We start from the raw sequence: 18,623 nt of genomic DNA on the forward strand, positions 1-18,623 counted from the left end.
GTCGGCTTGATTCAAGCGTTAAGCGCGCAGCCAATCCGATGAGGAATGGGCCTTCGCCGCGCCCTACCTGACCCTGATGACCGAGCATGCGCCGCAACGCAAGTACGACCTGCGCGCGGTGTTCAATGCCCTGCGCTGGCTAGCACGGGCGGGCGCTCCCTGGCGCCTGCTCCCCAGCGACTTCCCGCCATGGGAGGCCGTCTACCAGCAGACCCAGCGCTGGCTCCAGGTCGGTTGCTTCGAAGCCATGGTCAACGACCTGCGTTCGATCCTCCGGGTAGCCCAGGGGAAGTAAGGACAACCCAGTGCCGCCATCTTCGATGGGCGAACATTGCAATCCACCTGCGAAAGCGGTTCACGCGCAGCGGCAACGAACCAGGTTCGCTTCCCAACACGGCGAAGCGCTACTTTTCTCCTGCCAGCCGCTCGAACGTGAGCCCACGCAGCAGGCTGGGCGACAGCGTCAGCGCGATGATCCTGCCGGTGCCGTCGCGGCGGAACTCCACCGGCATCTGGATGCCTTGGGCAAGGAACACGTCGCGGGCAAGCGGTTGCAGCGGCACGACGATGGACGACAGGCCGTGCACCGACATCGCCAGCTGCTGCCCGTCGAGGCGCACGTCGTAGCCGCCGAGCAGCGCGTCGCTGTCGTAGCGGCCCGCGTACTCGCCCAGCGATTCGGCGGCCGGCGTGGCGGCCGGCAGGCGTTCCCAGGTCGAGGCGATGCCGTAGAGGTGCTGCACGATCCGCCCGATGCGATCGGGGTCGAATGCGTACGCCACCGGGCCCCGGACATAGCGTCCGTTTGTCAGCCGGACTTCGTGCGGAAAGTCCAGCATCGCCAGGTCTCCGGTCTGCATGTTGCGGTACACGCCGCTGCGGGCCGATAGGTCCGCGCGCGTGGCTGGCGTGTCCTGCGCGGCCTCGGATGACCGCTTGCTTTCGGCAAGGAACAGGTCGGCGATGGCGTGCGGGTCCACTTCGTCGGCATCGCCATTGCAGAGCAGCGCGATCGACAGGTCCGCTTCCGGATAGCGGCCGACCCAGGTGGTGTAGGTGCCGGTGTAGCCGGAGTGCTGGACCTCGCGCAAGCCGCGGTACTCGCCGACGAACACGCCGCGTGCGTAGTCCAGCGTGTGGCCGTTGCGCAGCCGCGCGCGCTGCTCCAGCTGCGCGGTCAGCCCGGAGCCGAAGGCGTCGCGCGACAGTGCCGCGTTCCAGCGCAGCATGTCGCCCGCGGTGGTCAGGGCGCCGCCATGTCCGGTGGTGCGTCGCGCCGAGGGCATCTGCACGAAACCCGCGGGCGCGCCGTCGCCGGCCGGTTCGGCCTGGGCGTAGCCGATGGCACGCCCAGCCACCAGCTGGCGGGGGTCGTCTTCCCATTGGGTGTGGCGCATGTCGGCGGACACGAACAGGCGCTCGCGGGTGAAGGCCGCAAAGGACTGGCCGCTGGCGCGCTCGACGATCAGCGCCAGCAGGGCATAACCGGTGTTGGTGTACAGGTGCGACGCGCCCGGTGCGTGGTTCAGTTCGCGCTGTCGTGCGGCGTAGGCCAGCACGTCGTCGTTGGTCAGCGGCAGAACGTCGCGGCCCAGCAACCAGTCGGTCGCGCGGAAATCGCGCAGGCCGCTGGTGTGGCTGAGCAGATGGTCGATGGTGATCGGCGGGTCCCGTTCCGGCAACTCGGGCAGGAACCTGTGCACGTCGTCGTCCAGCGCGAGCTTGCCGTCGTCCGCCAGCAGCAGCACCGCCATGGCGGTGAACTGCTTGGCGACCGAGCCGATGATGAGCACGCTGTCCGGGGTGAGCGCGACGCCGCGCTCCAGGTCCGCCTGGCCCCAGGCGCGCTGCAGCTCGAACTCGCCCTGCCGCACGCCGAGCACGCAGCCGGGCGTGGTGGCGGAGATGTTCTGTCCGAAAATCGCATCCAGCTGCATGTCGAGGTCGGCAGGTGGCGACGCGGCGAATGCGTGGGAACCAAGACCGGCGGCAAGCATCACGGCCCAGCGGCCGGGGCGGAGTGGCAGCGGTTTCACGGAGGCGTCCTACCGGTACGGGAAACAGGGGCTAGCGTCGACGCTGCGCAGGCGCTTGGCAAGGGAAGACAGGATCAGGCGACACCCGGGTGCGGTTTCGACCGCTGATTTGCGCGGCGTACACTGCAGTCCGGTCCTCGTATTCCGGACACCTGATGCGCCTCTTGCTGCTGCTCATTCTGCTGCTCGCCACCCTGCCCGCATTCGCGCAGGCCCCCACCGAGGACGCGCATGCACGCGCCATCGCGGCCGGGTACAAGGCGCTGACGCTGTGCAGCGCGCACTTCAGCGCGGGGCGCAGCCAGGCGCAGGTGGAGGCATTCGAGCTGCGCGGCATCTATCCGGAGTACGAGGCGTTGGTGCAGGCGCTGCCGGCGCGAATCGATCCGCAGGGCCGTACGGTGTCGGTGCCGTTCGATCCGCAGCTACCGCCGCGGATCGCGGCCTGGCGCCCGAACCTGGGCTGTGCGCAGCTGCCGATCGGCGCCGATGCCGCGGCGGTGGCGGCGCTGCCGCGCTTCGATGCGCCGGCGCCCGATCTGGACGCGCGGCCGTGGCCCTTGGGCGAGCGCGACGCCACCGCACCCGTCGCCGGCGATGCGCAGGCGCTGGAGCGGACGGTCGCCGCGGCGTTCGACCCGGCGCGCTTCGGCGAAGGGCATGCGACCACCGGGTTGGTCGTGCTGCAGGAAGGGAAGATCGTCGCCGAGCGCTACCGCGACGGCTTCGGCCCGCACGTGGCGCAGCGGACCTGGTCGGTCGCCAAGAGCCTGGCCGGAACGCTCGTCGGCGTGGCCACGACGCAAGGCCTGCTGGATCCGGCAGAGCCGGCGCCGGTGCCGGAGTGGCAGCGATCCGGCGACCCGCGCGCGGCCATCACCACCGAGCAATTGCTGCGGATGGCCAGCGGCCTGTACAGCGATACCGCCGGCAACCGCACCGACGCGCTGTATTTCGGTGGCGCCACCGTGGCCGAAGCCGCTACGGGCTGGCCGTTGCAGGTGCCGCCCGGCACCGCCTTTCGCTACGCGAACAACGATATCGTGCTGGCCATCCACGCGCTGCGTGCGGCGACCGGCGACGACGAGCGCGCATTGGCCCGCCCGTACACCGACTTGTTCTGGCCGCTGGGCATGACCCGTACCCATGCCGAGACCGACTGGCAGGGGGGCTTCGTGCTGTCGAGCCAGGTCTGGTCGACCGCGCGCGACCTCGCCCGTTTCGGCCTGCTCTACCAGGACGACGGCGTGTTCGACGGCCGCCGCCTGCTGCCGGAGGGCTGGGTGCAGTACGCGACCGCGCCGTCCGGGCCGCAACCCGACGGCGAGTTCGGCTATGGCGCGACGTTCTGGCTGCTGCAGCGTTCGCCCGGCGTGCCGCCCGATACGTTCGCCGCCTTCGGCAACCGCGGCCAGTACGTGGTGGTGGTGCCGGCCCGCAAGGTGGTGATCGTGCGTCGCGGCGAGGATCCCGCCGGCCACCGCTTCGACATCGCCGGCTTCGTTGCCGAGGTGCTGGCTGCGCTGGGCGGTGGCCAGGCGGATCGCGATGTCGGCCGTGATGCCGTGCTTGCCCAGCACGATCTCGTTCGCCCGGCGCGGCGGCACGCCCATCGCCCGGGCCAGGGCGTTCTGGCTGATGTCCGGCGGGAGCAGGAACTCCTCCAGCAGCACGTCACCTGGGTGGAATCCGCAGCCACCAGGCGCTGACCCGAGGGGCGGCATCGCCGCCCTTCAGGCGCGCCGTGCCGTGACATGTTCCAGATGCCGTTCGTGCATCTTGCCCCACTGCGACAGTATCCCGATCGCCTCGTTGAGGCTGACGCCGTGGGGCGTCACCGAATACACCACCTTCTGCACCGCGCCGGGGAAGATCTCACGGCGGATCAGCGCATCGGCTTCCATTTCGCGCAATTGCTGCGCCAGCACTTTCTCGCTGATGCCGGACAACAGCCGCCGGAGTTCGCCGAACCGCCGCGGCGCCAAGTTCACCTCCCACAGGATGGTGGTCTTCCATTTGCCGCCGATCGCGTTCAGCGTGGTGGCCAGTCCGCATTCGTCGTGTTTCAGTGTTCTCATGGCCTGGTCCTTACTTGCAGGTAAGCGCTCACCGGAAAGTACGTAATTTACAGCGATCCGGCGGCTGCGCATGATGCCCACCGCGCGGCCGCCATCGGTTGCGTTCACACGTCAATGGAGTACACGCATGAAGACCGTCACGCTCCTCGGGTTGGGCCGCATGGGCGCCGCGCTGGCTACGGCGCTGCTGCGTGCCGGCCATGCTGTTCATGTCTGGAACCGCAGCGCGCACAAGGCCGAGCCCCTGCTCGCACTAGGCGCGCGTACCGGCACGCTGGAGGCGGTGCTGGCCGCGTCCGACCTGATCGTCGTCAACGTCCTGGACTATGGCGCGTCCGATGCATTGCTGCGCACACCGGAGGCGCAAGCTGCGCTGGACGGAAAGACATTGTTGCAGCTGACCTCCGGCTCACCGCGGCAGGCGCGGGACGCGGGCGGGTGGGCGGCCCGGTACGGCATCGCGTATCTCGACGGCGCGATCATGGCGACGCCCGGCTTCATCGGCCAACCTGGTGCGACCTTGCTGTACGCCGGGCCGCAGCCGACGTTCGCGCAGTGGCGAGAGGTGCTCCTGGCCTTTGGCGGCAATCCCGTATTCGTGAGCGAAGACTTTGGCGGCGCGTCGGCGCTCGACTCGGTCCTGCTTACGCAGATGTGGGGCGCGCTGTTCGGCCATCTGCAGGCGGTGGCCGTAGCGCGGGCGGAGGGCATTCCGCTGGACACGTATGCGAAGCACGTGCGGGCATTCCAGCCGGTGGTGGACGCCGCGGGCGCGGACCTGGTGGCGCGCGTGCGCGATGGTCGCGACCTGGGCGATGCGGATACGCTGGCGACACTGGCAGCCCACTACAGCGCTTTCGTTCACCTGCGGGACGTAACCGCGCAACACGGGCTACATGCTGCGATACCCGAGGCCTTCGACCGGCTGTTCCGTGCCGCTCTGGACGATGGACACGGCGGGGACGACTTCGCCCTGCTGGCGCGTTACGTCGAGGCAGGCGCGGGACGCGGCTCGGCAAAGGAGGCGGCGTGAGCGCAGTACAGGCTCCCTCCGGTCCGCCGGGATCCGAAGGGACCGGCGCCGTGCGCACCGCGGCGTGCGCATGCGGGCAGCTGCGTCTCGAGATCCAGGGCGATCCGCAGGGCGTGTACGCATGCGCCTGCCTGGAGTGCCAACGGGCGACCGGATCGGCATTCGCGTATCGGGCTCGCTATGCGCGCGCGCGTATCCGGGTGTCCGGCGAACAACGCGCATGGCGGCGCGGCAGCGATGCCGGGCGTTGGGTGGAGCAATACTTCTGCCCGGTCTGCGGCACGCTGGTGTACATGGGAGGCGAGGCGCTGCCCGATGCGGTGGTGGTTTCCGTCGGCTGTTTTGCAGATCCGACTTTCGCGGCGCCCGCTCGTCTGTACCATGCCGCACGGCGGCACGGCTGGTACGTCACCGCTCGGGACATACAGCGGGTCGACTGATCTCCCTGTCCTGGAGACGACTTGAGCGCCGGGAGAAGAACGGGGTCGCGTTCACTTCCTGCCCCGCCTCGCCGCCTCAACGCTCACACCGCCGGCTTGGGCAGCCGGCGGTGCATCGTGCCGGAAAGCCGGGCCGGGTCAGCCCGCCTTCTTCTCCGCGATCCACTGGTCCACGCGCCGCTCCAGCAGGTCCAGCGGCATCGCGCCGCCGCCGAGCACGGCGTCGTGGAAGCCGCGGATGTCGAAGCCGTCGCCGAGTTCGGCTTCGGCCTTCCGTCGCAGGCCCTGGATCTTGATCATGCCGACCTTATACGCGGTGGCCTGGCCCGGCATGATCAGGTAGCGCTGTACTTCGGAGCGGACCGCGGCCGACGGGATTGAGCTGTTCGCGCTGAAATAGCCCACCGCCTGCTGCTCGGTCCAGCCCTTGGCGTGCAGGCCGGTGTCCACGACCAGGCGGATCGCGCGCCACATCTCCGAGGTCAGGCGGCCGTAGTCGGAGTACGGGTCCTGGTAGGTGCCGGGCATCTCCTTGGCCAGCCATTCCGAGTACAGGCCCCAGCCTTCGGCGTAGGCGGTGCTGGAGTATTGCGTGCGGAAGGTGGGCACGCCCTTGAGTTCCTGCGCGATCGAGATCTGCATGTGGTGGCCGGGCAGGCCCTCGTGGTAGGCGATCACCTCCAGCTCGGGCTTGGGCATGGCGTTCATGTCCGACAGGTGCGCGTAGTAGATGCCGGGACGCGAGCCGTCCGGGGTGCCGGGGAAGTAGTGCTGCGCGGCGCCGTCCTGTTCGCGGAACGGCTCGACGCGCTTGACCACCAGCTCCGCCTTCGGCAGCAGGCCGAAGTACTCGGGCAGCTGCTGCTCGATGTTGTCGATCACGCGGGTGGCTTCGTCGATGTAGGCCTGGCGGCCCTCGTCGGTGTTCGGGAACTTGAAGCGCGGATCGGTGTGGATGAACTTGAAGAAGGCCTGCAGGTCGCCGTCGAACCCGACCCGCTCCTTGAGCGCTTCCATCTCGCCGCGGATGCGCGCCACCTCGTCCAGGCCAAGCTGGTGGATCTCGTCGGCGCTCATGTCGGTGGTGGTGTTCTCGCGCAGCTGGTGCGCGTAGTAGTCCGCGCCGTTGGGGTGGGTGGTGCCCACGCCGGCCGGGTTCTCCAGCGCGTTGGGCAGCTCTTCCTCGCTCCAGGCGATTACGCGCCCGTAGGCAGGCTGCACCTGCTCCACCAGGGCGGTGCGCGCCTGCTGCTTGAGTTCGTCCGCGCGCTCGGCGGTGATGGCTTCGCTCTCGACCAGCGCGTCGGCCTTGGCCTGCAGGTCGGCCCACAGGGCGCTGTCGTCGCCGTCGTCCCCGTGCTCGTCGAAGGGCGCGCCGGCCACGACCTTGCGCGACTGCTCGATCACGCCCTCGAGCGCGAACTTCGGCGGGAGAATGCCCTGCGCCGCGGACGCCCGCCCGCGCTCCAGCAGCTGGTCGAACACCGTGGGCAGCGCCTGCAGGCGCGCGATGTAGGCGAGGTAGTCCTGTTCGCTCTCGACCTTGTGGAAGTTGATCAGGAACGTCGGCAGGAAGCTGTTCATGCCGTTCATCTGGTCGAACGCGTAGTCGTTGGCGAGGAACGGCTCGTCGTCGCGGGCGCTCTCGTACTGGTGCTTCCACAGGTCCCACGACAGCCTGGCATCGTCGTCGAGCCGGTCGTAGTCGAACTCCGACTCCATCTGCTGCACCGAACCCTCCAGCCAGGCCAGCTGCTTGCGTGCGGCCTCCTCGGAGACGTCGTCGAGCTGGTCGTAGAGATCCTTGCGGCCGAGGAAGGTCAGCCGCATCGGGCTGAACTGCAGCAGTTCCTCGTACTGCGTCTCGAACCAGGCGTTGAGGCGCGCGGACTCGCTCTCGGCCTGCTGCGTGGTGCCAGTGGCGGCGGTGGTATCGGCCGGTTGCGGCGAACAGGCCGCCAGGGCCAGTGCAAGGGCCAGGGCGCTGCAGGCGAATGCGCTTCGCATGGAATCTTCTCCTCGGGTTGGATGGGAGCCATTCTGCGCCCCGGGACGGGGCGACGGCCTGTGCAGGATGTCATGTCGCGATCGTTGCGCGGCATACTCCCCGCTCACAGCCCCGCTGGAGAACGTAAGATGCCCCGCCTGCTCGCGCTTGCCGTCCTGCTGTTCGCTCCCGCCTGGTCGCTGCAGGCCGCGCCGCCGCCGAAGGCAGAGGTCGCCGCATTCGCGGAACGCACGCTCACCGGCAACTGCATCGACGAGGCGCCGGGCATGGCGGTGCTGGTCGCGCGCGGGGACGAGGTGCTGTATCGCGCGGCCTGCGGCCGCGCGAGCCTGGAGCTGGACGTGCCGCTGGCGCCGGAGCAGATGTTCCGGATCGGCTCGTTGACCAAGCAGTTCTCCGCCGCGGCGGTGCTGAAGCTGGCCGAGGACGGCAGGCTGGCCCTGGAGGATCCGCTGACGAAGTTCGTGCCCGGCTATCCCGGTGGCGACGCCGTCACCGTGGCGATGCTGCTCGACCACACGTCCGGCATCCGCAGCTACACCGACATCCCCGGCATGATGGAGGGTCCGGTGCGGCTGGACATGACCACGGCCAAGCTGGTCGATACCTTCAAGGAAGAGACGCCCGACTTCGCGCCTGGCGCGGGCTGGCACTACAACAACTCCGGCTACGTGCTGGTGGGCGCGGTGATCGAGGCCGCGAGCGGGATGCCGTGGCATGCCTACCTGCACCAGGCGCTCCTGGAACCGCTGGGCCTGGCGCATACCGCATACGGCAACGCGGCCGACGGCGTGATTCCCGGCCACGTGACGGGCTACACGCGCAACGGCGAGCGCTGGGCGGCGGCGAACCTGTTGAGCATGACCCAGCCGCATGCGGCGGGCGCGCTGGTGTCGACGGTGGACGACCTGCTGCGGTGGAACCACGCGCTGCACGAAGGACGCGTGCTGCGCCCGGACAGCTACCGGAAGATGGTCACTCCCGCCGGCAAGGCCGCGGAGAACGACTACGGCTACGGCATCGTCGCCGGCACGCTGCGCGGCGAGCCGGCGCTGCAGCACGGCGGCGGCATCTTCGGCTTCAGCAGCTACCTGCTGTACCTGCCGGACAGCGACGTCACCGTGGCCGTGCTGTACAACGCCGACGCGGGGCGGCCCGGAATGCTCGGCACCGGCGCGCTGTCGCGCGTGCTGGCCGCCCATGCGATCGGCAAGCCGTATCCGGACAAGACGGCGATCCAGGTCGACGCCGCCGCGCTGCGGGAATACGAGGGCGTCTACCGCATCGACGAAAACGCCGCGCGCGTGCTGCGCGTCTCCGACGGCAGGCTCACCTCGCAGCGCACCGGCGGGTTGGCCCATGCGTTGATCCCGGTGGCGCCCGATACCTTCCTGTTCGGAGAAGGGTTGTCGCGCATGGTGCTCGAGCGTGACGAGGACGGCCGCGTGCGGGCGATGCGCTTCTTCCCCGAGGACGAGGGCGATGGCGAGGTGGCGGTGCGCAGCGACGAGCCGCTGCCGGCGGAGCGCGAGGCCGTGCAGCTGCCGCGCGAGGCGCTCGAGCGGCTCACCGGTCGCTACAGCTACCAGGGCATGACGCTGACGATCCTGCTCGAGGACGGCACGCCGAAGGCGCAGCTGGCCGGGCAGCCGGCGTTCGAGATCTTCGCCGAGTCGCCGTCGCGGTTCTTCCTGAAGGTGGTCGAGGCGGCGCTGGAGTTCGCGCCGGCGATCGGCCGCACGGAGACGGCCACCCTGCACCAGGGCGGCACGGTCATGGCGTTCGAGCGCATCGACTGACGGCCGGCTGTGGCCGGGGTCCTGCCGGGAATTCCGCGCCGCCGTCCCTGGCGGCGGCGGCGTGCAAGCGCGACAGCAACCAATCGCGCGGGTTCCTCAGGCCAGCACCTTCTCCTTGTCGCCCTCCTCGGCCTCGGCATCGGGCGGGGGCGGAGCCGCATTGCCGCCGGTCTTGCCGATCTGGGCCGAGATCGCGGCCGCGGAGGCCTTCTCCGCCTGCATGCAGCGCGCGCGCGCGTCGGGACACAGGATCTGCATGTAGTCGGCATCGAAGCTCAGCCGCTCGACCAGGAAATCGACGAACGCGCGGACCTTGGGCGAGGTCACCTGGCCGCGCGGGAACACCGCGTTGAGTTCGAACTCGGGGCCGGTCCAACCGGCCAGCACCCGGCGCAGGTAGCCCTGTTCGGCGTAGGCCTTGATGCTGATGTCGGCGGCCAGCATCAGGCCTTCGCCGCAGAGCAGGGCGCCGCGCAGGCCGGCCGGATCGTTGGCCACCAACACCGGGTCGATGCGGTATTCGACGCTGTGCTCGCCGTCGCTCAATGGCCAGAAATAATGGCCGTTGCGATGCATCTTCTGCATGCCCAGGGTGCGGTGATGCAGCAGGTCGTCGGGATGCAGCGGCTCGCCGTGTCGCTCGATGTAGCTCGGGCTGGCGTAGACCTGGGTGCGGAGCACCGCCAGCCGGCGCGCCACCAGATTGGAGTCGGGCAGCGTGCCGATGCGCAGGGCGACGTCGATCTCACGGTCGATCAGGTCCAATGGCTCGTTGCTCAGCAGCATCTCCACCCGCACCTCGGGATGGCGCGCGTGGAATTCGCCGAGCAGCGGTGCGATCCGCTCGATCCCGAGCGAATACGGCGTGGTCAACCGCAGCCAGCCGCGCGGCCCGCCCTGCAGCTGGGTTACCGCGCTCTCGGCCTCGGCCAGGTCGCGGGCGATCTTCTGGCAGTGCTCGTAGTAGATGTTGCCGGCCTCGGTGAGCCCGAGCTTGCGGGTCGTGCGATGCAGCAGCTGCGCGCCCAGGCGCGTCTCCAGTTCCTGCACCTTGCGGCTGACGGTGGTCTTGGGCAGGCGCAGGGTGCGCGCCGCGGCGATGAAGCTGCCCTGTTCCACCACCTTGACGAAGATGATGGTGTCGTTGAGGTCGCGGGCCATCTGGTCGGCTCCGAATAGGGGGAAGGAGGGGGAGATGCCCCGATCCAGCATTGGACCGGCACAGGGACAATTATTCCCTCATTCAGGGGCTAATCAAGTGCAGGAGCGGTCTTTATCGTAGCGGCACGTTTTCGAAAGAGCCGTGCCATGCAGTCCCACACCGCTTCCGAACCCCGCCGCCAGGATCCCTCGCCGGGCCTCCCAGCGGCACCGGATTTCCGTCATGTTCGCCTGCGCGATCAAGCGCTTGGCGATTCCGCCGGGCCTCGTTCCGGTGGTCCTGGCCGTGCCCGCGCCGGGGAGTCCGATGGCTGCGGTGGGGTCCTCCCGGATCGGCGATTGGTGCCGATCGTGGGAGAAATAATCCCGGAGCGGGGACAATGAGCCGAGCACCGCTCCTGCTGGTGCTGGGCGCGACCGGCTGTGCCGGGCGCGGCGTGGTCGAAGCGGCGGTCGCCGCCGGCCGCGCGGTGCTCGCGGTGGCCGAGGACGCGGCCGCGCTGCAGGCGCTGCGGCAGCAATACCCGCAAGCCGACCTGGGCGTACTGGCCATGCCGCTGCGCAGCGACGGCGACGCCGCCGCGCTCGCCGAGGCGGTGCGCAACGGCGGCCGCCGGCTGCAGGCGGTGATCGCCACGATCGGCGGCGAGAGCGCCAGCGGGCGCCTGCTGGACCAGCCGGCCGAAGTGCTGCGCAACACCCTCGACCAGGACCTGCTGCCGCACCTGGTCGCTGCACGCCACCTGTTCCCGCTGCTGCCGGCCAGCCAGCACACCCGTTACCTGCTGGTCGGCGGGCCGGGCGGCGGCTATCCCTGGGCCGGTTACGGCCATCGCTCGATCGCCGCCGCGGCGCTGCGGATGCTGGCGCGGGTGCTGCACGAGGAAGCGCGTCGCGAAGGCATCCGGGTGCAGCTGCTGTCGGTCGACGCGCCGCTGCGTGGCGCCGACGGCGATGTCCATGCCTGCGCCGAATGGCCGCAGGCGGCGGCGGTCGGCCGCCGCGCGCTGGCGTTGCTGGAGCGCGAGGCGCCGGCTCGCGGCGGCGTGCCCGCGATCGTCGACTACGCCGCTTCCGCTGCCTTGACCTCAAGTAAGGTCGAGGTCGCATCCTCACCGCCGATCCGGACCCTCCCACCGGCCGTGCGCGCCGCCGACGCCGCGTTGCGGGCGGCGCCCGACGTGCCGGCCCGCGACCTGCAGGACGCGCGCGACCTGCTCGACACCTTTCGTTCTTTCCCCCATCCAGGACACCGCCACGATGAACATTCTTGATTTCAGGATCGATCGCCGGCGCCGCCGCATCGCGGCGCCGCTGCTCGGCGTGCTCGCCGCCGCCGTGCTCGCCGCCTGCAGCAGCCAGGCCGCACCGGGCGAGGACATGCCGCCGCCCGAGGTCAGCGTCGCCCAGGTGCTGTCGCGTCCGGTCGCGCAGTGGGACGACTTCACCGGCCGCGTGGTCGCCGTCGAAACCGTCGCGCTGCGGCCGCGCGTCAGCGGCTACGTCGATCGTGTCGCCTTCCAGGAAGGCAACGAGGTCAAGAAGGGCGATCTGCTGTTCGTGATCGACCAGCGTCCGTATCGCGCCGCACTGGCCCGGGCGCAGGCGCAGTTGGCGCGTGCCAAGAGTCAGGCGCAGCTGGCGCGCAGCCAGGACGCGCGCGCGGAGGAACTGCTCGAGGCCAGCGCAATCTCGCGCGAGGACTACGAAGCACGGCGCGCAGCCAGCGCGCAGGGCGATGCCGAGGTGCGCGCCGCCGAGGCCGCGGTCACCACTGCGCAGCTGGACCTGCAGTTCACCGAGGTGCGCTCGCCAGTCGACGGCCGCGCCGGCCGCGCGCTGGTGACCGCCGGCAACCTGGCCCAGGCCGATACCACGCTGCTGACCACCGTGGTGTCGCTGGACCCGGTGCACGTCTACTTCGAAGCCGACGAGCAGAGCTTCCTGCGCTACCAGGCGCTGACCCGCAACGGCGAGCGTGCCGCCGGCGGCAACGCGGTGCGCGTCGGCCTGTCCAACGAGCAGGGCTATCCGCACAGCGGCATCGTCGATTTCACCGACAACCAGGTCGATCCCAACACCGGCACCATCCGTGCCCGTGCCGTGGTCGCCAACCCCGAGCGCGTGTTCACTCCGGGCCTGCACGCGCGCGTGCAGCTGGAGGCGGCCGCCGCCGCCGAGGCGCTGCTGATCGACGAGCGCGCGGTTCTCACCGACCAGGACCGCAAGTACGTCTATGTGCTGGGCGAGAACGACCAGGCCGAGCGTCGCGACATCGTGCTCGGCCGCAGCGCCGACGGCCTGCGCGTGGTGCAGGACGGCCTGACCGCCGAGGACCGGGTGATCGTGCACGGCGTGCAGAAGGTGTTCTTCCCCGGCATGCCGGTGGCGCCTGTGCCGATCGAGATGGGCGAGTCGGCGCCGCCGCCGCAGGTCGTCGCCAGCGCCGAGGCGCCATGACCTGAGTTTTGAGTTCCGGGCCGGACGCGCCCTCCCCGTCCGCGCCGGCCCGCGTCCCGCCCGATCCTTCCCCGCATCGCGGCCACGCCGCGAATGCTCCTCCCCCTCGGGCCGCGGGGAGGATCGGGACGGGGCACTTTGTACCGATCGGCCACCGAGGCATCACCGCGGCACGCGCGCAGCAGCGCCACGCCGCCCAAGGAACACGCCATGGACTTCTCACGTTTCTTCATCGACCGCCCGATCTTCGCCGCGGTGCTGTCGATCATCATCTTCGCGGTCGGCCTGATCGCGATCCCGAACCTGCCGATGAGCGAATATCCGGATGTCGTGCCGCCGTCGGTGATGGTGCGCACGGTGTACCCGGGTGCCAATCCCAAGGTGATCGCCGAGACCGTGGCCACGCCGCTGGAGGAGGCGATCAACGGCGTCGAGGACATGATGTACCTCAAGTCGGTGGCCGGTTCCGACGGCGTGCTGCAGCTCACGGTGACCTTCCGTCCCGGCACCGATCCGGACGATGCCGCGGTCAAGGTGCAGAACCGCGTCGCCCAGGCGCAGGCGCGCCTGCCCGAGGACGTGCGTCGCCAGGGCGTGACCGTGCAGAAGCAGTCGCCGACCTTCCTGATGGTGGTGCACCTCACATCGCCCGATGGCAAGTACGACCTGCTGTACCTGCGCAACTACGCCCGCCTGCACGTCAAGGACGCGCTGGCGCGGATCCGCGGCGTCGGCGACGCGCAGATCTTCGGCGGCGGCGACTACGCCATGCGCGCCTGGCTCGACCCGGACGCGATCGCCTCGCGCGGGCTGACGGCCGGCGACGTCCTGCAGGCGATGCGCGAACAGAACGTGCAGGTCTCGGCCGGCCAGATCGGCGCCGAACCGATGCCCGACAGCCGCTTCCTGACCCTGATCAACGCCCAGGGGCGGCTGACCACGGAAGAGGAGTTCGGCGACATCGTGATCGAGAGCGGCACCGATGGGCAGTTGGTGCGCCTGCGCGATGTCGCCCGGCTGGAACTGGGCGCAGGCGACTACACCCTGCGCTCGCAGCTCGATGGCAAGGATGCGGTCGCGATCGGCGTCTTCGAGGCGCCGGGTGCCAATGCGCTGCAGATCCGCGATGAAGTCATCGCCACCATGGATGAGCTTTCCGAGCGCTTCCCGGAGGGCATCCAGTACGAGTCCATCTACGACACCACCGTGTTCGTGCGTGACTCGATCAAGTCCGTGATCACGACCCTGCTGGAAGCGGTGCTGCTGGTGGCGCTGGTGGTGATCCTGTTCCTGCAGACCTGGCGCGCCTCGCTGATTCCGCTGCTGGCGGTGCCGGTGTCGGTGGTCGGCACCTTCGGCGCGCTGTACCTGCTGGGCTATTCGATCAATACCCTGACCCTGTTCGGCCTGGTGCTGGCGATCGGCATCGTGGTCGACGACGCGATCGTGGTGGTGGAGAACGTCGAGCGCCATATCGAGGAGGGCGCAACGCCGCTGCAGGCCGCGCACATGGCGATGCGCGAGGTTTCCGGCCCGATCATCGCCATCGGCCTGGTGCTGTGCGCGGTGTTCGTGCCGATGGCGTTCCTGACCGGCGTGACCGGGCAGTTCTACCGCCAGTTCGCGGTGACCATCGCCATCTCCACGGTGATCTCCACCGTCAACTCGCTGACCCTGTCGCCGGCGCTGGCGGCGATGCTGCTCAAGCCGCACGATGCGCCGAAGGATCGCCTGTCGCGCCTGATCGATCGGCTGTTCGGCTGGGTGTTCCGGCCGTTCAACCGCTTCTTCAAGCGCAGCTCGGAGCAATACCACCGCGGCGTCGTCCGTGCGCTGGGCCGGCGCGGCGGGGTGTTCGCGATCTATGCCGGCCTGCTGCTGGCGACCGGGCTGATGTTCCAGGTGGTGCCGGCCGGCTTCATTCCGATCCAGGACAAGCTGTACCTGATCGCGGGCGTCAACCTGCCCGGAGGCGCGTCCCTGCCGCGCACCAATGCGCTGCTGGACAAGGTCAGCGCGATCGCGGAGGAGGACGAGGACGTCATCAACACCATCGCCTTCCCCGGCCTGAACCCGCTGCAGTTCACCAACACGCCCAACTACGGCGTGGTGTTCCTCAACCTCAAGCCGTTCGGCGAACGCCAGCGCAGCGCCGAGGAGATCAATGCCGAGCTCGGCCAGAAGATCGCCGGGCTGCAGGAAGGCTTTGCATTCTCGTTCATGCCGCCGGCGATCCAGGGCCTGGGCAACGGTTCGGGCTACCAGCTGTTCATCGAGGACCGCGGCAATCTCGGCTACGGTGCATTGCAGGAGGCAGTGAACGGCTTCCAGGGCGCGATCTCGCAGACCCCGGGCATGGGCTTCCCGATCACCAGCTACCAGGCCAACGTGCCGCAGCTCGACGCCGAGGTCGATCGGGTGAAGGCCAAGGCGCAGGGCGTGCAGCTGACCGACCTGTTCAACACCCTGCAGACCTATCTTGGCTCGGCCTACGTCAACGATTTCAACCAGTTCGGCCGTACCTGGCAGGTGATCGCCCAGGCCGATGCACCGTTCCGCGACGACGTCGAGGACATCGCCAACCTGCGGACCCGCAACGATCGCGGCGAGATGGTGCCGATCGGCTCGATGGTCAGCATCCGCGAGACCTTCGGCCCCGACCCGGTGCTGCGCTACAACGGCTACCCGGCCGCGGACCTGGCCGGCGAGTCCGATCCGCGCGTGCTGTCGTCGTCGCAGGCGATGGACGCGCTGACCGAGCTGGGCGCCGGCGTGCTGCCGAACGGCATGACCTTCGAGTGGACCGACCTGAGCTTCCAGCAGGCCAACCAGAGCAAGGCGGCGCTGATCATCTTCCCGCTGGCGGTGATGCTGGTGTTCCTGGTGCTGGCCGCGCTGTACGAGAGCTGGACCCTGCCGTTGGCGATCATCCTGATCGTGCCGATGTGCATGCTCTCGGCGATGATCGGCGTGTGGGCGACCGGCGGCGACAACAACATCTTCGTCCAGGTCGGGTTGGTGGTCCTGATCGCGCTGGCGTGCAAGAACGCGATCCTGATCGTGGAGTTCGCGCGCGAGCTGGAGATACAGGGCATGGGCATTGTGGAAGCCGCGCTGGAAGCCTGCCGCCTGCGCCTGCGTCCGATCATCATGACCTCGATCACCTTCACCGCGGCCGTGGTGCCGCTGGTGCTGGCCACCGGTGCCGGCGCCGAGGTGCGGCAGGCGCTGGGCACCGCGGTGTTCGCCGGCATGATCGGCGTGACCGGGTTCGGCCTGTTCCTGACCCCGGTCTTCTACGTGGCGCTGCGCAAGCTGGTGGAGCGTGGCAAGCCGGCGGACGTGCCGCCGGACAATCTGGAGCCTTCCCATGCGTAACCGACTTGGCAATAGACTTCCCATGACCGCCCGTGCCGTGCTGCCGTCGCTGCTCGCCGTCGCCCTGGCCGCCTGCGCGGTCGGCCCGGACCACGTCCGCCCCGAGCTGCCGCTCGCCGATGCTTTCGTGCAGGGCCAGGTTTCAGACCCGTCGGCACTGCCGGCGCCGGACGAGGCATTCTGGGAGGCGTTCGCCGATCCGCAGCTCGATGCCCTGGTCGACGCCGCGCTCGACGCCAACCACGACCTGCGCATCGCGTTGGCCAGCTACGACCGCGCCAATGCGCTGCTGCGCGGCGCCGGCTTCGACCGTTTCCCGACCGTCACCGCGTTCGCGGAGGCGGCCGACAGTCGCGCCAGCGCCGACGAACTGCCGGGCGTGCCGCGGGCCGGGCGCGACGGCGAGCGCTACCGCGCCGGGATCGAGGCGAGCTGGGAACTGGACCTGTTCGGCCGCGTGCGCCGTGGCGTCGAGGCCTCGCGTGCCGGCGCCGCCGCATCCGCCGCCGACCTGGCGGCGCTGCAGGTCGCGATCGTCAGCGAAGTGGTGCGCGGCTATGTCGAGCTGCGCGGCGCGCAGGAACGGCTGCGCGTGGCCCAAGCCAACGCCGACAACCAGCGCGAGACGCTGCGCCTGGTCGACGCGCGCTTCGAGGCCGGGCGCGGCACCGGCTTCGACACCGCGCGCGCCCGTGCGCAACTCGAATCGACCCTGGCGCGGGTGCCGGCGCTGGAGGCCGAGGTCGCCGCCGGCATGCATCGGCTGGCGGTGCTGACCGGGCGCACGCCCGACGCGCTGGTCGCGCAACTGGCACCGGTGCGGCCGCTGCCGGCATTGCCGGCGCGGCTGGATGCCGGCTCGCCGGGCGACCTGTTGCGCCGCCGGCCCGACATCGCCGCGGCCGAGCAGCGCCTGCACGCGGCCATCGCGCACATCGGCGTGGCCACCGCCGACCTGTTCCCGCGCTTCACGCTCGGCGGCCTGATCGGCAGCGTCGCCACCGATACCGGTGCGCTGTTCGAACGCGACAGCGAGACCCGCCTGGTCGCGCTCGGCATCGACTGGTCGTTCCTCGACATCGGCCGGGTGCGGGCGCGCATCGCCGCCGCCGACGCCGATGCCGCCGGCGAGCTGGCGCGCTACGAGCAGACCGTGCTGCTGGCGCTGGAGGACACCGAGAACGCATTGGTGCGCTATGCCCGCACCCGCGAGGAGGACACGCACCTGACCCGGGCGGCGGAGGACAGCGCCCGCGCCGCCGAGCTGGCGCGGATTCGCTTCGAGGCCGGCGCCGTCGGCCTGTTCGAAGTGCTGGACGCCGAGCGCACCCGGCTGCAGGCGCAGGATGCGCTGGTCGATGCGCGCACCCGCAGCGTCACCGGCGCGGTGGCGCTGTACCGCGCGCTGGCCGGCGGCTGGCCGCAGCGCCTGCCCACGCGCGAGCAGGTCGCCGGCCGCGGATGAACGCCCGCGTCCGGAAAGCTGCTCTGGACACGGACCGGCGCGGACGAACACGGATCAAACCATAAACCGCGCGCTTCATCGGTGTTGATCCGTACTGAGCCGATTTCCTACCCGCCAGCGCGCGATTCACCGACTGACGGTCCTTTCCGGCCAGCGCCATCCTCGTCTCAGGTGGAGACGAGGATCGCTGTGGATGAAAAGAACGCAGATGCCAAGGCAGGATGCCATGGCGCCGGGCGTTCAACGTTACCAGCGCCACCGGCCCGAACGCACCCTGCTTTACCAGGTCATCGAGCGCCACTACCCCGCCTTTGTCGCGTACCTGGCCGACAGCGGCGAGCAGCTGCCGGCGCATGTCCAGCGCGCGTTCGAGGATTACCTGCAATGCGGCCGGTTGGAACATGGCTTCCTGCGCCTGCGCTGCGAGGGTTGCCATGCCGAACATCTGGTCGCGTTCAGTTGCAAGCGCCGCGGCTTCTGCCCCAGTTGCGGCGCCCGACGCATGGCCGAAAGCGCCGCCTTGCTGGTGGACGCCGTGTGCCGGTACGGCAATGGGTGCTCAGCTTTCCCTACCCGCTGCGCTTCCTGTTCGCCGCACGTCCGGCGATCCTGGGCCAGGTGCTGGGCATCGTCTACCGCGTGATCGCCGCGCATCTGCTCAAGCAGGCCGGTCAGCCCCATCCAACGGCCCGCACCGGCGCCGTCACGCTGATCCAGCACTTCGGTTCGGCCCTGAACCTGAACATCCACTTCCACATGCTGTTC

11 protein-coding genes and 4 pseudogenes are annotated in these 18,623 nt (G+C 69.7%); 10 read left to right on the top strand and 5 right to left on the bottom strand.

All coding sequences use genetic code 11. The annotated features are described in order from the left end of the window. Positions 1-34: 34 nt before the first annotated feature. Positions 35-364: pseudogene (locus tag AB5T46_RS19700) on the top strand (transposase); the annotation flags it as partial. Positions 365-404: 40 nt separating this feature from the next. Here AB5T46_RS19700 and AB5T46_RS19705 read toward each other — a convergent pair. Continuing rightward, the gene (locus AB5T46_RS19705; RefSeq protein ID WP_370565810.1) at positions 405-2,036 is read right to left on the bottom strand and encodes a serine hydrolase; all 1,632 of its coding nucleotides are present in this window, start codon (positions 2,034-2,036) and stop codon (positions 405-407) included. Between the two features lie 155 nt (positions 2,037-2,191). Between AB5T46_RS19705 and AB5T46_RS19710 the strand changes: the two are divergent. Next, a pseudogene (locus AB5T46_RS19710) lies at positions 2,192-3,478 on the top strand (serine hydrolase domain-containing protein); the annotation flags it as partial. Between the two features lie 84 nt (positions 3,479-3,562). Here the strand turns inward: AB5T46_RS19710 and AB5T46_RS19715 are convergent. Together AB5T46_RS19715 and AB5T46_RS19720 are read right to left on the bottom strand one after the other, a co-directional pair. Further along, a pseudogene (locus tag AB5T46_RS19715) lies at positions 3,563-3,760 on the bottom strand (HigA family addiction module antitoxin); the annotation flags it as partial. Between the two features lie 9 nt (positions 3,761-3,769). After that, the gene (locus AB5T46_RS19720) at positions 3,770-4,186 is read right to left on the bottom strand and encodes a winged helix-turn-helix transcriptional regulator (protein WP_370565811.1); all 417 of its coding nucleotides are present in this window, start codon (positions 4,184-4,186) and stop codon (positions 3,770-3,772) included. Between the two features lie 55 nt (positions 4,187-4,241). On the opposite strand from AB5T46_RS19720, the gene AB5T46_RS19725 reads away from it, so the two are divergent. Then, a complete protein-coding gene (locus AB5T46_RS19725) occupies positions 4,242-5,147 on the top strand; it encodes an NAD(P)-dependent oxidoreductase (protein WP_370565812.1) in 906 nt (301 codons plus the stop codon). Positions 5,148-5,197: 50 nt separating this feature from the next. Beyond that, entirely contained in the window at positions 5,198-5,587 is a 390-nt protein-coding gene (locus AB5T46_RS19730; protein WP_370565813.1) for a GFA family protein, read from the top strand. Between the two features lie 138 nt (positions 5,588-5,725). Here the strand turns inward: AB5T46_RS19730 and AB5T46_RS19735 are convergent, their stop codons facing one another. Beyond that, positions 5,726-7,594: a DUF885 domain-containing protein gene (locus tag AB5T46_RS19735; protein ID WP_370565814.1), complete on the bottom strand. Its 1,869-nt coding sequence runs from the start codon at positions 7,592-7,594 to the stop codon at positions 5,726-5,728. 129 nt (positions 7,595-7,723) lie between these two features. On the opposite strand from AB5T46_RS19735, the gene AB5T46_RS19740 reads away from it, so the two are divergent. Beyond that, complete coding sequence (locus tag AB5T46_RS19740; RefSeq protein ID WP_370565815.1) at positions 7,724-9,394, top strand: serine hydrolase; 1,671 nt, start codon at positions 7,724-7,726, stop codon at positions 9,392-9,394. Positions 9,395-9,490: 96 nt separating this feature from the next. Here the strand turns inward: AB5T46_RS19740 and AB5T46_RS19745 are convergent, their stop codons facing one another. After that, on the bottom strand, positions 9,491-10,555 hold the full coding sequence (locus tag AB5T46_RS19745; protein ID WP_370565816.1) for a LysR family transcriptional regulator: 1,065 nt from the start codon (positions 10,553-10,555) through the stop codon (positions 9,491-9,493). A 380-nt stretch (positions 10,556-10,935) separates the two neighbouring features. Between AB5T46_RS19745 and AB5T46_RS19750 the strand changes: the two genes are divergently transcribed. The 5 genes and pseudogenes from AB5T46_RS19750 to AB5T46_RS19770 all read left to right on the top strand — a co-directional run. Beyond that, positions 10,936-11,829 carry an SDR family NAD(P)-dependent oxidoreductase gene (locus AB5T46_RS19750; protein ID WP_370565817.1) on the top strand — a complete coding sequence of 298 codons (894 nt, stop codon included), beginning with the start codon at positions 10,936-10,938 and terminating at the stop codon, positions 11,827-11,829. After that, complete coding sequence (locus AB5T46_RS19755; protein WP_370565818.1) at positions 11,816-13,015, top strand: efflux RND transporter periplasmic adaptor subunit; 1,200 nt, start codon at positions 11,816-11,818, stop codon at positions 13,013-13,015. The genes AB5T46_RS19750 and AB5T46_RS19755 overlap by 14 nt, the downstream gene beginning before the upstream one ends. Positions 13,016-13,225: 210 nt before the next feature. Then, positions 13,226-16,393: an efflux RND transporter permease subunit gene (locus AB5T46_RS19760; protein ID WP_370565819.1), complete on the top strand. Its 3,168-nt coding sequence runs from the start codon at positions 13,226-13,228 to the stop codon at positions 16,391-16,393. Positions 16,394-16,415: 22 nt separating this feature from the next. Further along, positions 16,416-17,858 carry an efflux transporter outer membrane subunit gene (locus AB5T46_RS19765; protein WP_370565820.1) on the top strand — a complete coding sequence of 481 codons (1,443 nt, stop codon included), beginning with the start codon at positions 16,416-16,418 and terminating at the stop codon, positions 17,856-17,858. 193 nt (positions 17,859-18,051) lie between these two features. Next, positions 18,052-18,623 (top strand): annotated as a pseudogene (locus tag AB5T46_RS19770) (transposase zinc-binding domain-containing protein); the annotation flags it as partial.

This window comes from Luteimonas salinilitoris, from assembly GCF_041300785.1.
Classification (GTDB): domain Bacteria; phylum Pseudomonadota; class Gammaproteobacteria; order Xanthomonadales; family Xanthomonadaceae; genus Luteimonas; species Luteimonas salinilitoris.

Bases quoted from the DNA above. Each gene is read 5' to 3' on its own strand.
- AB5T46_RS19720 (WP_370565811.1), bottom strand. From the start codon at position 4,186: ATGCGCAGCCGCCGGATCGCTGTAAATTACGTACTTTCCGGTGAGCGC.
- AB5T46_RS19725 (WP_370565812.1), top strand. From the start codon at position 4,242: ATGAAGACCGTCACGCTCCTCGGGTTGGGCCGCATGGGCGCCGCGCTG.
- AB5T46_RS19735 (WP_370565814.1), bottom strand. From the start codon at position 7,594: ATGCGAAGCGCATTCGCCTGCAGCGCCCTGGCCCTTGCACTGGCCCTG.
- AB5T46_RS19740 (WP_370565815.1), top strand. From the start codon at position 7,724: ATGCCCCGCCTGCTCGCGCTTGCCGTCCTGCTGTTCGCTCCCGCCTGG.
- AB5T46_RS19745 (WP_370565816.1), bottom strand. From the start codon at position 10,555: ATGGCCCGCGACCTCAACGACACCATCATCTTCGTCAAGGTGGTGGAA.
- AB5T46_RS19750 (WP_370565817.1), top strand. From the start codon at position 10,936: ATGAGCCGAGCACCGCTCCTGCTGGTGCTGGGCGCGACCGGCTGTGCC.
- AB5T46_RS19755 (WP_370565818.1), top strand. From the start codon at position 11,816: ATGAACATTCTTGATTTCAGGATCGATCGCCGGCGCCGCCGCATCGCG.
- AB5T46_RS19760 (WP_370565819.1), top strand. From the start codon at position 13,226: ATGGACTTCTCACGTTTCTTCATCGACCGCCCGATCTTCGCCGCGGTG.
- AB5T46_RS19765 (WP_370565820.1), top strand. From the start codon at position 16,416: ATGACCGCCCGTGCCGTGCTGCCGTCGCTGCTCGCCGTCGCCCTGGCC.